Raw genomic sequence first — 14,411 nt, forward strand, 5'->3', positions numbered from 1 at the left:
GATACCTCTTGTATTAAACTTCTGCTTGTGGCACAATTTTATACCCACGTGGGGTGACCATCCAGTTTTCCCAGCAAAATGTCTGAGAGTTACCAACAATTACCGTTGTTTGCATATCTATTTCATGATTGAGCATCTCACCCAGAGTTGTCAGAGTTACGGTTTCATCATCTCGCATGGCGGCTTTTACAATACCTACGGGAGTGTCTTTCGTTTTGTACTTAAGCATGATGTCCCGCGCTTTGTCTATGTGATGAATTCGCCCTTTACTTTTAGGGTTATACATGACTATGACAAAATCAGCGTCTGAGGCACTGTGAAGGCGTTTTTCTATCAGTTCCCACGGAGTAAGTCTGTCTGAGAGACTGATCGTGGCAAAATCGTGCATTAGAGGAGCGCCAAGAAGTGAAGCACAAGAGCAATGGGCAGGAACGCCAGCTATTATCTTAACATCAGGACGATTTCTTATGTCATCTCCCCAAAGAGGTTCCACTTCTGAGGAGTAGTTTTTCATAAGCTCAAGCACAAGCCCTGCCATGGCATACACACCGGGGTCGCCGCTGCTGATTATTGAAACCACCTTACCGACAGAGGCCAGCTCTATCCCTGCCGCACACCGCTTTGCCTCATGCGTCATACCGGTTGTCACTACCTCCTTGCCGGTTAACATGTCGCGTATCAGATCGACATAAATCCCGTAACCTACCACTACGTCGGACTCCTCTATTGCTTTTTGGGCCTCTGTCGTCATGTGCTGCTGTTTGCCAGGACCTGTACCAACCACATATATCTTACCTTTCTTCATTCATAACCCCTGTGTTTAAAATTTTTTCATCTGCGTTTATCTGCGTCATCTGCGGATTAAAATCTTTACTTCCTGCAACCGTGGCTGAAACCGGCATCATATAGTTTAGACTTCTTACCGGTTGGGCTATCTGAGGCACTCAGTGCCTCGCCAACTAATATCAGCGCTGTTTTTTTGATTCCTGCCTCAGTTACCTTTAAGGCAATATCACTCAGCGTTGCTCTGATTATCCTTTCAGTGGGCCACGAGGCTCTCTCCACTACCACTACCGGCGTTGAATCCTTGTACCCGCCTTTCAAAAGTTCCTCTGCTACCCTTTCTATCATTGATATACTTAGAAAAATCACAAGAGTAGCATTGTGAGTAGCAAGAGAGGAAAGCCTCTCCCGTTCAGGTACCGGAGTGTTACCCTCAAGGCGCGTTATTATTACGCTTTGGCTTATCTCAGGGATTGTCAGCTCTTGCCTTAGAGCCGCAGATGCCGCTGCCAGTGAGGACACACCCGGCACTACCTCATATTTTATTTGTAACTCCGTCAATCTCTCAATCTGTTCCGATATTGCGCTGTAAAATGACAAATCCCCCGTGTGCAGGCGCACTACGGTTTTATCAGCCTCTGTCCATTTCTGTATTAATGCCGTTAACTCATCCAGTGTAAGTGCTGAGGAGTCAACCGTCCCGGCTGTTGTGCCCTTAAATATTTCAGGATTAACCAGACTGCCGGCATAGATAATTAAATCCGCACTGTCTATTAGTTTCTTTCCTTTAACTGTGATAAGTTCTGGATCCCCCGGTCCTGCCCCCACAAAAAACACCACACCCGGCATCTCTCAGCCCTCCCGTTCCACTACAAATATAAAAATCCCACACTCCATGGCAGCCGATGCTTTTTCAAAAAAACCGCCCTCTTTACCGGTCTTTTTGGTTATCAGACAATCCACACCATATTGCCGGATTATTGCCGTGTTTAACTCTGCACCAAATGGCCCGTGCATACCAATTATGTTTTGAGGTTTAACCCCATTACTTATACAACTTGATATGGAGTTTTCAAACGGTAGTACCCGCACAAAGACATCATTTATTCCATAAGCTGCCAATTGTTTTACAAATCCAAGCTCTTTGCTGCCAGTTGTAAAAAGAGGCTTTCGTATTTTTAGTTCTAAAATTTTCTTTACACATTCATCAAGAGATTTTACAAATATCAGTTTGTCATACCCCAGATCATCGGTTACATCAGTGCTTCGTGATTTTTGAATGTATTCAATGTCAAGCTCAGCCGATACCCGTTGAGCAAGAGGCGTTATAACCTGAGCATACGGGTGTGTGCAATCTATGATTCTTTTAATGTGCCGTTCAATTATAAATTTCTTCAGTGAGTTATTGTTAAAATTCTCTAAAACTGCCCTGTCGCCAAATTTCTCTCTAAACAGGTTGTGGCCATACTCCGTGGCTGTAGATATATAAAACGGTACACTTTCAGAGTCAAGCCTTTGTGCCTCACATACGCCCTCGGTTGTTCCGCCCAAAATCAATACCATATCCCTGAGTCCGTAGCCGGACTTACGGCTAAATAAGAGAATCTCCCTGGCAACAGCGATTGTAACCTTTTTAAATATGGTTTTAGGGAGCACAAGTTGAGCATTCTTGCCCGAAAGTACAGCTACGGGCTCAGAGACGCCATGCACACCGATAGACTTAAAGGCAGTTTCAGACCGGGCTGCCTGTGGCGTAATATTATAATAATGCTCAATCATCCATTTTGGTATATATCTGATATGAAGAGAAAGCTCCTCTGCCGCCTGTAGTAGTCCATCCTCATTTTTTTTAGCCCAGGCCGTGGCAATACAGCGGATTTTGGCTGTCGTAATTCCCGCCATCTTACAGCCCTCCGTTATGGCATAAATAATGTCCTCTTTGAGAGCGCCCTTTTTTGTGCCAACTCCAACTATATAGTTGCGGTCAGACTCAGTTTTTGTCGTTATAACGGGCTCAGCTCCTGTTATTGAGCTTATGATAAAGGTGAGTTCGTTTGCTCCCCCCTCATGCCCCGAAAGTGTGCTTATAACAAACCGGCACGACTCATCAAGAGTCACAACGGCTGGGTCTGTATGTTTATCTTTAATAAGAGGCGCAATGGTTCGGTTAACTATGCCCAGAGACATTATAAAAACCAACCGCTTGTACTTATTAAAAATCGAGGCCAAACACTCAGACAACTTGCTAAAACCATGTGAATCGGCTCTGCCGTTTAAAAAGGGAAGAGCTTCGTTTTTAATAAAAATACTTGCTGGTATCTCCGCGGCAATCACTCCGGCAACATGAGCCCCTTCCTGATTAAGCGCTATCAGGGCTGTTTCCATTATATTATTTTTGTTAATTCCTTTCCATGTTTTATAAATAAGAGGATTACTAAGAAGCAATCATTCTTCATTTTAACTATGTTCTTATTTTAACGTTTGAAGGTAAAGGAAAGTCAAGGTTAAAATGCACACGCAGCAAAATGGAGGAGTTTTCAGAGGGAAAATATAGAAAGGTTATGGATTATAGACAACTAAATCCACCTCATGTTAGTATGTATATAAAAGGGGCGAAATTGTAACATCTAATGATTGAATTAGAAAGAAAACTACAGAAACTTGCCGGTGAAATCCGCAAGAAGTATGAAAATATAAAAAGCAAAGAATCCACAAAAGTTGCTTTAACAATGCCACTTTTGCAGGCACTCGGATACGATGTCTTTGACCCTGCAGAGGTTGTTCCTGATTATATGATAACGGTTGAGCACCAGGCCCCATACACGGTTGACTATGTAATTATGCAGGGGGGTAAACCGTCAATGCTTGTAGCGTGTACACACTGGGGCACTAACCTTGACAAGGAAAAAAATCCACTTTATGAAATTTTCCCGCTGACCCAGGCAAGAATTGGAATACTTACAAACGGCGTGGTTTACCGTTTTTACACCGATTCTGATAAACCCGGTAAAATGGATGCAATCCCGTTTTTTGAATTAAATGTTATGGAGGTAACCGATACCTCAATTGATACGCTAAGCAGATTTCTTAAACATCTCTTTAGCCTTGATGCACTGCTGCCGGCAGCAAAGGAGCTAAAAAGAGAGAGAGAGAAATCTATAATCTTGAGAAAAATTCTTAACAAACATGCCGTACATAAGAAGGAATTTCTCATCTATATCAGAGAGGATATTTTCTCATCGGTACTATGGAGTTTGATGGAGTTCTATAAGGGTGTGGTTGTTGCAAACGGGTGCAACAACTTTAAGCGTCTTGAAATATTTCTATTTACGATGCGTTGTGACCTCTTAATTATTGACGAATGCTATTTTGAAAGTCTTGATGCTTTTTGTGAGTTTATTTATACGATTCAATATTCTAATGCCAAGTTTAAGATCTTAGCGATAATGAGTTCTCAGACCGATTTAGAACAGGTGCAAAGACTTCTGAAAAAGTGTGATGTAATTGTTGATATATTAGTAAGGCCTTTTACTCTGAAGCGAATGTATGGATATGTAGAAAGCGCTTTTGGGTTGAAAAAACCAGTAGAGACCGGAGTAAAACATATCACAAATGTTCAGATTAAAAGCGGTATGATATTAGCTGAAAACGTGTATATACCCGGTAAGGATGAACCATTGATAGAATGCGGTGTGGTACTGGGAGATGCCCATATTTTGGATCTTATAAAGCACAATATTTCAAAAATAAAGGTCCACGAGGACTCCTATAAATTCATCAATTGCTGGGAATTCAAAAAGTGCACCAATTTTGAAGATTGCCCTGCTTTTTTGAATGTTGATGCTGATGGCTTCTTAGAAGGAGTCAATGCAGGACGTGCATGTATGTACATAAATGCAACTATGGATATGTGCGGCGGCGGTAGAAGGTACAAGTCATGGGAGGAAAAGATAAAAGTGATCTGCCATGATTGCGATTTCTACACGATGATAACAACCAGTAATGACAATAAAATCCCTCCCTCGGCACAACTAATTGAACATATGGATAAAAACGTCAAAAAAAGGAAAAATATGGATGCGGCAAGGAATGAATTCGAACAAAGAAAACGAACAAAAGGAGGCAGTTAGTTGCTGTTTTACTGAAGGTCTAATATTATCTTCTAAAAGTCCAGTTGTTGGAGTGGTATTTTTTTTCAAGTAATTCAGCAGATTTTTTTTCCTCACCGGTAAGAGTTCCCTCTTTAAGAGTAATGCCAAAGGTCTCTTCAAATGCGCTTACAATGCCTGACATCAGAAGCTCAATTGTAATATTGCTGTTAAAGAAGTTAAGGCCTGGCAGAAGGTTTTCTGTTTCACTAAAAAGCTCATTAAGCAAACCTCTTTCCGTTAATAGTGGAATAGAACCCTGTTCAAGAAATCCGCCGTCATAGCGTTTTTGGGCCGCTCCCATCACCTTAAACCCATTGCCTCCCATTGAAACTGTAAGTTCGCTGAATGACGTTGATGCAAAACAGAGCGGATTGCCGGAGGATAGTGTCCTTCTGTTTAATCTCCTATGGCTTAGAATAGCATCTATCCCAAGGTTTTTAACAGCAAGAAGGAAAGCCGAGCTTATGAGTTTGTAGTTATTTAAAAGACTATCGGTAAATGGAACACTTGGGTGTTTTTTGCCACATATGCCTGCAACCGAAGAAAAACTGTAGGTTAGCTCGTTTCCGTGCAGTATTGCCCTGCCACCGGTTGGCCTTCTTACAACAGGAATTTCAAGCTCATTACACCTAACTAAGTTAATGTCACTGATTTTCTGAAATGCCCCGATAGTTATTGAAGGATTTGTCCAGCCGTAAAATCTGAGTGTCGGCAACGCCTTACTTGCAACAACACTTTCCGCTATCGCCTCATCCAATGCCATATTAAATCCGGCACTATGTGTGCTGTATGTTATTAAGCGCCAGTGATTGTCTTTCATTGAAGCATAATACTAAACCACCCAGACATTGTCAAGAAACCGATTTAAGAACTAATTTGGTATTAAATCCCCCAAATATGATAAAATACAGTGTCTCTGAGCAGAGTCATTATATGACAACAACTCAAACAAAATGGAGGAGGCAGTGACGATGTTAGAAAACATTAAATGGGTATGCCATGATTGTTTTAAGATAACCGGAGAAAAAACCATTTACACTGACCCTTACAACATTAAAAAACCCGATAAGGCGGATTTGATTTTTATAACCCACACTCACTTTGACCATTTTTCACCAGATGATATACGAAAGATAAGCGACCAAAACACGGCCTTTGTAATTCCCCACGATTGTGCCTTTAAGCTTACCGGTAACGTTAAAGTAGCAATGCCCGGGGATAAGTTTACAGTTTCAGGAATAGAGGTAGAGGTGGTGCCTGCGTATAATACCAATAAAAATTTCCATCCAAAGGCCAACAACTGGCTGGGATACATTTTTAAGGTAAACGGCATAAGAATTTATTTGGCAGGAGATACCGACCATATCCCTGAGATGCGCGCGCTTTCAAACATTGACATAGCTATTCTTCCTGTTAGCGGCACCTATGTCATGACAGCCGATGAGGCTGCAGCAGCGGCTCTTGACATTAAACCAAAGATAGCTGCCATCCCTATGCATTATGCCACGATTGTGGGAACTAAAGAGGATGCCAAACGGTTTGCTGTATTACTTGAAGGCAAAGTTAAGGTATATATCCCAAATGCTGTATAAGGACTCAAATAATATGGTTAAAGAAATAGTCTCAAAACTTAAAGGCAATTTCCCTAACGCTAAGTGTGCCCTCAATTTCACAACTGAGTTTGAACTGCTTGTGGCTACTATTCTTTCTGCCCAGTGTACCGATGTACGGGTAAACATCGTGACAAAAACTCTGTTTAAAAAATATCCAACTGTTGCAGACTTTGCAAATGCTGATTTAAGCATACTTGAGGAGGATATTAAAACGACAGGGTTTTTTAAAAACAAGGCAGAGGCAATCAAAAAGTGTGCCGGTACAATTATTGCTGATTATGCCGGTAGCGTTCCCCCCAAAATGGAGGAGTTAACCAAATTGCCCGGAGTAGGGCGAAAAACGGCGAGCGTGGTTTTAGCTGTGGCGTTTTCTATTCCCGCTATTGCAGTGGACACCCACGTACTAAGAATAACTAACCGCCTCAGGCTGGTTAACTCCAAAAACCCTGAAAAAGTGGAAATGACACTCAGAGAGCTGATTCCGGAAACGGAATGGATTGCATTTTCCCTTAGTACCGTTCTTTTTGGCCGTACCATTTGCAAGGCAATAAAACCTCTCTGCTCTAAATGCTTTTTGAATACGCTGTGTCCGTGGCCGGATAAAAATATCTAAATATGGATTTTAGTTATAATATCCAGTACGTAACTGAAACCGCCTCCACAAACGACCTTGCTAAAACACTTGCCAGACAAAATGTCCCGCACGGCACTGTGATTATTGCTGACAGCCAGCACAAAGGACGTGGAAAGGGCAAAAACGAGTGGTTTTCACCCCCTGGCGTAAACATCTATATGTCTGTCATATTAAGGCCTGAGCAGGGCTTTCCATTGACACTTATGAATGTTATAAGTTCTCTCTCTTTAGTCTCTGCGATTAAAGATACCTGCAAACTAACTGTGTGGCCTAAGTGGCCAAATGATATATACTGCGGCAATAAAAAACTCGGCGGGATTCTTTCTGAGTCCTCATCGGCAGGCAGCACGGTGTCTTACATCGTTACCGGAATTGGCCTCAATGTTAATACTAAAGAGTTTCCTGATTTGTTAAAAAACACGGCCACAAGTATTTTTTTAGAGACAGGGAAAGACTTTGAAAGAGGACGCATCATCGAGTCTCTGCTAAAATACTTTGCAGCATATTATGATAAATTAAAGTTTGAGAAGAAATCCCTGATTAAAACGTGGGAATCACTCAGCAAGACCATAAATTCCACAGTCTCGGTTTCTACAGATAACGGGGTTGTCTGTGGCAGAGCGATTGGCATAAACGATGATGGGTTTCTCATTGTAGAAAAACCAGAGGGTTCAAAAGTGTTATTGAAAAGCTGCGATATTACCCATGCTGTTATCTATTGACATAGGTAACACAAATGTAAAGGTTGGTATTATCGGTCAGCAGTTTGTTTTACAAAAGACATCTATACCAAAAGAGTTATTTAACGGAGAGAATAATCCTTTTGCAGGGCTTTTCTCAGATGCTAAAATAAACAGGATAGTTGTCATGTCGGTTGTTCCGGACATTACAGAGCGCGTTGTAACGGCGGCAAGCAGGTATTTTGGACCAGAACCGGTATTAATTACAAACGCTGTAGAGGCCGGTGTAAAATTTAATATCAAATACCCGGAGCGCGTTGGAATTGACAGGGTGGCTGTGGCTTTGGCCTCTTTTGAGGCACTTAAGGGGCCAACATTGACTGTTGACTTTGGAACGGTAACTTCTATGAGTGTAATGGATAAAGACGGTGTGTTTTCCGGCGGAGCACTTTTCCCTGGAGTGAGCCTCATCACAGAGAGCCTCCATAGCCACACGGCGTTGCTTCCTGCCGTACATTTTGACGGCTTGAAAAAACCATCAGCACTGGGAAAACATACGGAGGAGGCGATTCTTTCCGGGATTTTTTACGGCACCTCCGGGGCGGTTGATACCATCACGTGTGAAACAGAGAGAGAATTAGGTTATAATATCAGAGTTGTGATAACGGGCGGTGGTGCACCGGTGATGGAGTCTTTTTTGAAACGGGTGGATTTGGTTGATTTGGATCTCTCGCTAAAGGGGCTTATGCTTCTTTATGAACGATTAAACAAATGAATCGATACGACGTACATGCGGCGATAGTTGGAGGGGGGCCTGCAGGCGCCACTGCAGCAAGGGTTTTAAGCCGGGCATCAATAGAGACGGTGTTAATTGAGAGGAACCCCGACAATGATAAACCATGCGGAGGAGGGTTAATCTCCACGGCTTTTCAGGAATTTGACTTACCGGAATCCTTAATCAAGCGCAAAGTACATTCACTTGAAATCGTATCCCCAAAGGGTGTTGTGCAAGAGATAGACCTTGGCGGTACTTTTCTCTCAATAATTAACCGCAGGGAATTTGACAAAGCGCTGAGACTTGAGGCACAAGGGGCTGGAGCCTCCGTAATTACAGGTAACGTAACAGGAGTTAGTTTTGGCAAAGGAGTTGTGATACTTAAAATAAATACCGATGGCCAGGAGAAGATTTTACGAGCAAAATATGTGATAGCGGCAGACGGTGTAAACTCCACCATTCGGAAAGCGGTAACCGGCACATTTCCTGGGCGGGTCTTTACAGCTCATGAGATTATACAGGGAGAGAGCATACCAGCGTGCCGTTTTCAGTTTGGGAGACATTATGCACCTGAGTTTTACGCATGGGTTTTTCCACACAGTGAAGGCATATCGGCTGGAACCGGTACTATAGATACATCTGCCGTAAACCGGCATCTGGATAATTTTATAAAGGACAGTGGATTTAATAGAACCGGTAAAAGAAGGGGATATTTCATTCCTGTCTGGGACGGTGGGGTTTATTACAAAAACGGGATTTTCTTTGTAGGCGATGCCGCAGGCCAGGTGCTCCCTATGACTTATGAGGGAATATACTATGCCATGAAGTCAGCAAAATTAGCGGCTGATGCCATAATTAACAATAAACCAAATAATTATAAGAAACACTGGCAGTCAAAATATAAAAAACACTTTATACTGATGAGAGCACTTCAGAATTATTTCTTAAAAACTGATGAAGCAGCCGAAAAACTCGTTTCAATTCACAGCAGGGCTGACATAAGAGAGGCCTCACTTGGTCTGTGGATTCAAAAGAACATGAAATTGAAAGAACTTACGGTTTTAACAACAAAACTACTTAAAAGGTATCTTTTCTCCTGAAAAGTGAGGATTTGAGAAAATTGCAGCCAGACTATGTTTAAGCAATACTTAATTATCTCAGCACTGATTCATTTGATTCTGATTTTAATTTTTATGTTAGTTTATAAAAAGGAAAAGAAACCATGGGAGCCACCCAAAGAAGCTGTAGCCGCAAAGATAATAACAAAGGAGCCGGATGTCCCTGACATAAGCAAAAAAAAGGAGTCGGCAAGAGAAGGAGAGAAGGAGGGAAAGGGGCAAGAGCTGAAAAGCTCTCCTCAGGTCATGAAGAGCGCTCCCCGCAGGGAAACTCAGCTTAAAAAGCCACAAAGAGCTCAAGCTATTCCTCATCACGTTAAACCTCTCACTCAGGCACAGAGACGGCCTGTGGAGAGAGCTGAAAAAGTCCCCGGAGTCGCAGGAGAGACGCCTCAAAAACCCTCCACAGCAAAAACACAATCCGCACAGCCTGAAGCTCCTGAAGAGTCAAAGCCTGTAAAACCGTCTAAAGGGCAAAAACCGTCACCTCCCTCAATGTCAAACCTGTTTGATAAAGACATAATAGCCAAACACGCTCAGAGCGGTACTCAGGGTACAGGACACATATATGGCGCAGAAAGAGACACTGCCTTGTCTTTGGAAACTGAGGATATCAGATTTGAGGGATATATGAGAAAACTAAAGAAAATGATTGAAGCCTCATGGGTATATCCCCCTGATGCTATTAAACGCAGGATAACCGGTGATTTGCAGATAAGTTTTACAATCAACAAAAACGGCACACTTGGCCAGGTCTATGTTATGAGAACCTCAGGAGACCAGAGTCTCGATGAGGCAGCCATGCAGTCTGTCAGAGATGCAGCTCCGTTTTGGCCCCTTCCAGATGATTGGAAAAAGGATTCGTTTACCATAAAAGGACGATTCGTCTATCATATCTATGATATGGACAGAAACCGTTAGGATATACACCGTTAATCTTCTGGCACCTGTTATGTTATACTGTGTGTAACGGTTGTTAAAAAAACAGTAGGAGGCCGGTCAATGAAAAAGACAGCGTTTATATATGATGATATTTTTTTAAGACATGAGATGCCTGAGTTTCATCCTGAGTCAAGTGAGCGGTTGGTGTCAATAGTGAATGCGCTAAAGAACTCTGATATATGGAACTCATTAGTTCACCTAAGCCCGGAGAAATCCTCAATAGGCGATATAGAAGCAATACACACGGACTCTTATATAACTCAACTTCAGCAGATAACCAGAGGGTACCTTGACCCAGATACTTTCATGTCGGAATACACCCTTGAGGCCGCTCTGTATGCGGCAGGCGCGATAATTACAGCGATAAGAAACTGTGCGGCAGGCAACATTGAGCGTGCCTTTTGTGCCGTAAGGCCTCCCGGCCATCATGCCGAGGACAGCAGGGCAATGGGATTTTGTATTTTTAATAATGTAGCAATAGGAGCGCGATTTGCCCAGAAACAGGGCTATAAAAAAGTGTTTATTGTTGATTTTGACGTCCACCACGGTAACGGCACGCAGCACAGTTTCTATAACGATGACACAGTGTTTTACTTTAGCTCGCATCAGTATCCACATTACCCTGGCACAGGAGCTGCATCAGAAACCGGCTCGGGTAAAGGAAAGGGCTTTACCTATAATGTCCCTCTAAGTTATGGTGCAGGGGATAGGGAAATGAAAGAGGCCTATAATGTTACACTTCATAAGCTTGTTGAGTCATTTTCACCGGATATAATACTTGTCTCTTCTGGTTATGATATACATAAAAAAGATCCTCTGGCAGGTTTTGGCGTGACAGATGATGGTATCAGAGACATTGTAAGGGGTATTCTGAGCGCTAAGAATGACATCCCAGTCATATTTACCCTCGAAGGTGGATATAGCCTTGAGGCTCTTGCCTCATCAGTTACAATCACAATGCAGGAACTGTTAAGTTACGAATAAGTCGTGAAATACGAAGGTGTGTTTTACCCTACAGCCAAAGCTTTATTAGTACTGGCTGTTGTATGGATTTCATTTAGAACCATTAATTTTTATACAACCATTGCTCTTGTTAATGACTCTGCGATTTTTGCAAACATTGCCTTTCACATGTTTAAAGGTAAGGTGTTGTATAAGGCGGCTTACGATCATAAACTTCCGCCGATTTTTTTTCTGAATCTCCTTGCGTTGAAACTTGCTGGCCCCTCCGTTAACAGCATATATGCCATGGAGAGGATATTTGCCATTGCTATGGCTATTACATTTTTTTCGATCCTCTTAAAATTTTTCCGTGGCAGCTTTCCAGTTGCTTTAATATTCACATTAGTTTTTTTGCGGCATTTTTACACACCATTGCTGTTTTCATCCGGTAACTACACAGAGGAATATGGCTCAGCGTTTTTACTTATAGGAATTCTGGCCTTGCTTTATTGTATTGACTCCGGTGGTTATAAACAAATTGCACTTTTAGCAGCCTCAGGATTCTTCATGTCCCTTGCTGCATTAACAAAAGAACCTTTCGTTTTTCTGGTTATACCATGGGTAATCTATCTGTTTTTAAAGTTGGATTTGGTCTTTAAGGTAAAAATGCGCTTAGGAATCATTTTTATGTTGGCTTTGCTATTACCTGCACTGATAATTATAGTGTATTTTATGAGAGAGGGGCTCTTTCAGTACCTGTTAGAAGTGATTTCAAATAATCTAGCGTATTCACACTACAACTCCTACGAAAAAACCGGTATAGAGAGCGCGCTCTCAGGCAGTGTCCGCAGTATGAATAAAAATATTTTATTTATAATAACAACCGATGTGTTTTTTGTAGTCGGAGCAACAGGCGCTTTTTCAAAGAGATTCAACAGAGAATACAGCCATATACCTATGCTTTTATTAATCTGGTTTATTATGGGCACTGTAAGTGTAAACCTTGCAAGTACACAATTTTCCCACTACTACCTTCAACTTATTGCACCATTTACCGCAGTTGCCGCTGCCGGAGCTGTTTTTTTAGCGGATGCCCTAAAACGTTATTTTAATTTTACCGCCCGTTTATCTTTCTTTGCCGTTATTGCAGCCTTTACTTTATCTCTCTTTATTTTTGACAGCGCTATGACTTATCAGTTTTACGAAAGAATCACTAAACCTTATGAAAAAAGACAAGAAGATGTCTGTTCATATTACATTAAAAATAACACTACGAGCACTGACTATATATGGGTTCCATCCTACAATAAATATACATACATAGAAAGCGGACGGCTGAGTCCGACGTCATACATATATGTGTTAAATCATCTTTTTATAAATACCTTTAAGAGTAAAGGTACTGAAAAGGCAGAAAATCTCCTTAAAGAGCTAAGAGAAAATCCGCCTAAGTTCATAGTATCAGGTGACATTCAGTACCTTAATGAGCAAGTTCCAGCAGCGGTTACCCGCTGGATTTTTGATAACTACACATTAAAAATAACACTGCATAGATGTCTAATTTTACAGAAAAACTATTGAAGAATATATTTGTATATGCTGATTAATTCACCCCATCCAATGCGAGGTTTAACATTATAACGTTAACAACGGGGTCTCCAAAAATTCCAACCCCACGTCCCTCGACGCTTACACACTCTTTCCCAAAAACTCCTTCAATTCATCCACCGAGCCGACTTTTTTGATAATGTTTTTAAACTCATCCAATTTATCTACAGTATTTATCGCCCTGACTATATTCATTATCTCAAGTCCTGATAACCCAAATTTAAGTTCAAGTCCTAATTCAATTCCTTCAAGTAACCCCTTACGCTCACCTTCAAGTAACCCCTCCTGATAAATATCACTCTCTCTCACATCAATCGTTATAGGCATTTTACTTACCTCCATTTTAACTTTAGGATACAATTTACGTAAATCAGAAAGAATAAGCAGCTTTCTGATATAATTTTCTCTTTCCTTAGGCGATAGCAGCGCAGTCAGTTTATCAAGAATACTTTTTATTGTAACATCCACATCATTGGTGTTACAAAGTATCGCTAATACAATATCTTCGGGACTATCGCTGGCTATAAGCTGGCTGCAATCAATCTCCCGGATATCAACCACTTTGTAGGAGTATTTTATATACTCGTTTTCCATATGATTTTGCATGTTCAGGGGAGCACTACCGACATAAAGCAATATCTGTATCGGTAATATCTTATGTTGGTTAAAGATGAACCCTGAATATAGATAGAACCGTTGCAGCATATTATTTTCATTTCTGCCTTGCACCTCAGTATGTATCAGTTTTCCGTCAGATACCTCCATCACCAAATCGGGCTCCCTTAATTGAATATCCGGGAACTGGACATCTATAAATTTACACGTGTCATACCCTGTAAGGATTTTAAGAAATACTTTTGGCATATCCTTTAAAATATCTTTCAATGTAACATCATACTTTTGGTGCATCATGCCTCTCCAAAATATCAATGATAACATTATACTAACATAGCGGTTTGAGGAAAATACAATTATCCACACTCCAACTATAATGAAAAATAACCATATTTTAAAGATAAGAATTATCGGAGTTGAATCTTAAAGACAAAATAAGTTATCATTTAAGACACAATGCTAACAAGGTTTTCAACAACAGGAATAGGGAGTTTGCCTCATAACAACGCAACGGATGGGTGCTCTTTAGTATTAAACAGCTTTGATATAC

14 protein-coding genes are annotated in these 14,411 nt (G+C 41.3%); 9 read left to right on the forward strand and 5 right to left on the reverse strand.

The features are described 5' to 3' along the window. Window positions 1–13 precede the first annotated feature (13 nt). From cobJ to cobK, 3 genes are all read right to left on the reverse strand, one after another. Entirely contained in the window at window positions 14–805 is a 792-nt protein-coding gene (cobJ, locus tag HQK88_07690) for a precorrin-3B C(17)-methyltransferase (GenBank protein MBF0616685.1), read from the reverse strand. Window positions 806–870: 65 nt separating this feature from the next. After that, window positions 871–1,632, reverse strand: coding sequence for a precorrin-4 C(11)-methyltransferase (cobM, locus tag HQK88_07695; GenBank protein ID MBF0616686.1), 762 nt, complete (start codon window positions 1,630–1,632; stop codon window positions 871–873). Between the two features lie 3 nt (window positions 1,633–1,635). Further along, complete coding sequence (gene cobK / locus HQK88_07700) at window positions 1,636–3,228, reverse strand: precorrin-6A reductase (GenBank protein ID MBF0616687.1); 1,593 nt, start codon at window positions 3,226–3,228, stop codon at window positions 1,636–1,638. A 185-nt stretch (window positions 3,229–3,413) separates the two neighbouring features. Between cobK and HQK88_07705 the strand changes: the two genes are divergently transcribed. Next, window positions 3,414–4,913: a hypothetical protein gene (locus tag HQK88_07705; GenBank protein MBF0616688.1), complete on the forward strand. Its 1,500-nt coding sequence runs from the start codon at window positions 3,414–3,416 to the stop codon at window positions 4,911–4,913. A gap of 25 nt (window positions 4,914–4,938) precedes the next feature. Here the strand turns inward: HQK88_07705 and HQK88_07710 are convergent, their stop codons facing one another. Next, window positions 4,939–5,754: a lipoate--protein ligase family protein gene (locus HQK88_07710; protein ID MBF0616689.1), complete on the reverse strand. Its 816-nt coding sequence runs from the start codon at window positions 5,752–5,754 to the stop codon at window positions 4,939–4,941. Between the two features lie 151 nt (window positions 5,755–5,905). Here HQK88_07710 and HQK88_07715 point away from each other — a divergent pair, with 151 nt between their 5' ends. The 8 genes from HQK88_07715 (at window position 5,906) to HQK88_07750 (ending at window position 13,219) form a co-directional block, all read left to right on the forward strand. Further along, window positions 5,906–6,526, forward strand: coding sequence for an MBL fold metallo-hydrolase (locus HQK88_07715; GenBank protein ID MBF0616690.1), 621 nt, complete (start codon window positions 5,906–5,908; stop codon window positions 6,524–6,526). Window positions 6,527–6,539: 13 nt separating this feature from the next. Then, window positions 6,540–7,160 carry an endonuclease III gene (gene nth, locus HQK88_07720; GenBank protein ID MBF0616691.1) on the forward strand — a complete coding sequence of 207 codons (621 nt, stop codon included), beginning with the start codon at window positions 6,540–6,542 and terminating at the stop codon, window positions 7,158–7,160. 2 nt (window positions 7,161–7,162) lie between these two features. After that, on the forward strand, window positions 7,163–7,903 hold the full coding sequence (locus tag HQK88_07725) for a biotin--[acetyl-CoA-carboxylase] ligase (protein MBF0616692.1): 741 nt from the start codon (window positions 7,163–7,165) through the stop codon (window positions 7,901–7,903). Beyond that, window positions 7,887–8,636, forward strand: coding sequence for a type III pantothenate kinase (locus HQK88_07730; protein MBF0616693.1), 750 nt, complete (start codon window positions 7,887–7,889; stop codon window positions 8,634–8,636). The genes HQK88_07725 and HQK88_07730 overlap by 17 nt, the downstream gene beginning before the upstream one ends. After that, on the forward strand, window positions 8,633–9,736 hold the full coding sequence (locus tag HQK88_07735) for a geranylgeranyl reductase family protein (protein MBF0616694.1): 1,104 nt from the start codon (window positions 8,633–8,635) through the stop codon (window positions 9,734–9,736). Before HQK88_07730 ends, HQK88_07735 begins: the two co-directional genes overlap by 4 nt. A gap of 33 nt (window positions 9,737–9,769) precedes the next feature. Next, entirely contained in the window at window positions 9,770–10,675 is a 906-nt protein-coding gene (locus HQK88_07740; protein ID MBF0616695.1) for a TonB family protein, read from the forward strand. An 81-nt stretch (window positions 10,676–10,756) separates the two neighbouring features. After that, complete coding sequence (locus HQK88_07745) at window positions 10,757–11,680, forward strand: histone deacetylase (GenBank protein ID MBF0616696.1); 924 nt, start codon at window positions 10,757–10,759, stop codon at window positions 11,678–11,680. A gap of 3 nt (window positions 11,681–11,683) precedes the next feature. Then, window positions 11,684–13,219 carry a hypothetical protein gene (locus HQK88_07750; GenBank protein MBF0616697.1) on the forward strand — a complete coding sequence of 512 codons (1,536 nt, stop codon included), beginning with the start codon at window positions 11,684–11,686 and terminating at the stop codon, window positions 13,217–13,219. Between the two features lie 108 nt (window positions 13,220–13,327). Here the strand turns inward: HQK88_07750 and HQK88_07755 are convergent, their stop codons facing one another. Beyond that, entirely contained in the window at window positions 13,328–14,158 is an 831-nt protein-coding gene (locus tag HQK88_07755) for a hypothetical protein (GenBank protein MBF0616698.1), read from the reverse strand. Window positions 14,159–14,411: the final 253 nt, after the last annotated feature.

This window comes from Nitrospirota bacterium (genome assembly GCA_015233895.1).
Taxonomy (GTDB): Bacteria; Nitrospirota; Thermodesulfovibrionia; order Thermodesulfovibrionales; family Magnetobacteriaceae; genus Magnetomonas.

Coding starts and splice junctions, on each gene's coding strand:
- cobJ (MBF0616685.1), bottom strand. CDS start 805: ATGAAGAAAGGTAAGATATATGTGGTTGGTACAGGTCCTGGCAAACAG.
- cobM (MBF0616686.1), bottom strand. CDS start 1,632: ATGCCGGGTGTGGTGTTTTTTGTGGGGGCAGGACCGGGGGATCCAGAA.
- HQK88_07705 (MBF0616688.1), top strand. CDS start 3,414: ATGATTGAATTAGAAAGAAAACTACAGAAACTTGCCGGTGAAATCCGC.
- HQK88_07710 (MBF0616689.1), bottom strand. CDS start 5,754: ATGAAAGACAATCACTGGCGCTTAATAACATACAGCACACATAGTGCC.
- HQK88_07715 (MBF0616690.1), top strand. CDS start 5,906: ATGTTAGAAAACATTAAATGGGTATGCCATGATTGTTTTAAGATAACC.
- nth (MBF0616691.1), top strand. CDS start 6,540: ATGGTTAAAGAAATAGTCTCAAAACTTAAAGGCAATTTCCCTAACGCT.
- HQK88_07725 (MBF0616692.1), top strand. CDS start 7,163: ATGGATTTTAGTTATAATATCCAGTACGTAACTGAAACCGCCTCCACA.
- HQK88_07730 (MBF0616693.1), top strand. CDS start 7,887: ATGCTGTTATCTATTGACATAGGTAACACAAATGTAAAGGTTGGTATT.
- HQK88_07735 (MBF0616694.1), top strand. CDS start 8,633: ATGAATCGATACGACGTACATGCGGCGATAGTTGGAGGGGGGCCTGCA.
- HQK88_07740 (MBF0616695.1), top strand. CDS start 9,770: ATGTTTAAGCAATACTTAATTATCTCAGCACTGATTCATTTGATTCTG.
- HQK88_07745 (MBF0616696.1), top strand. CDS start 10,757: ATGAAAAAGACAGCGTTTATATATGATGATATTTTTTTAAGACATGAG.
- HQK88_07755 (MBF0616698.1), bottom strand. CDS start 14,158: ATGATGCACCAAAAGTATGATGTTACATTGAAAGATATTTTAAAGGAT.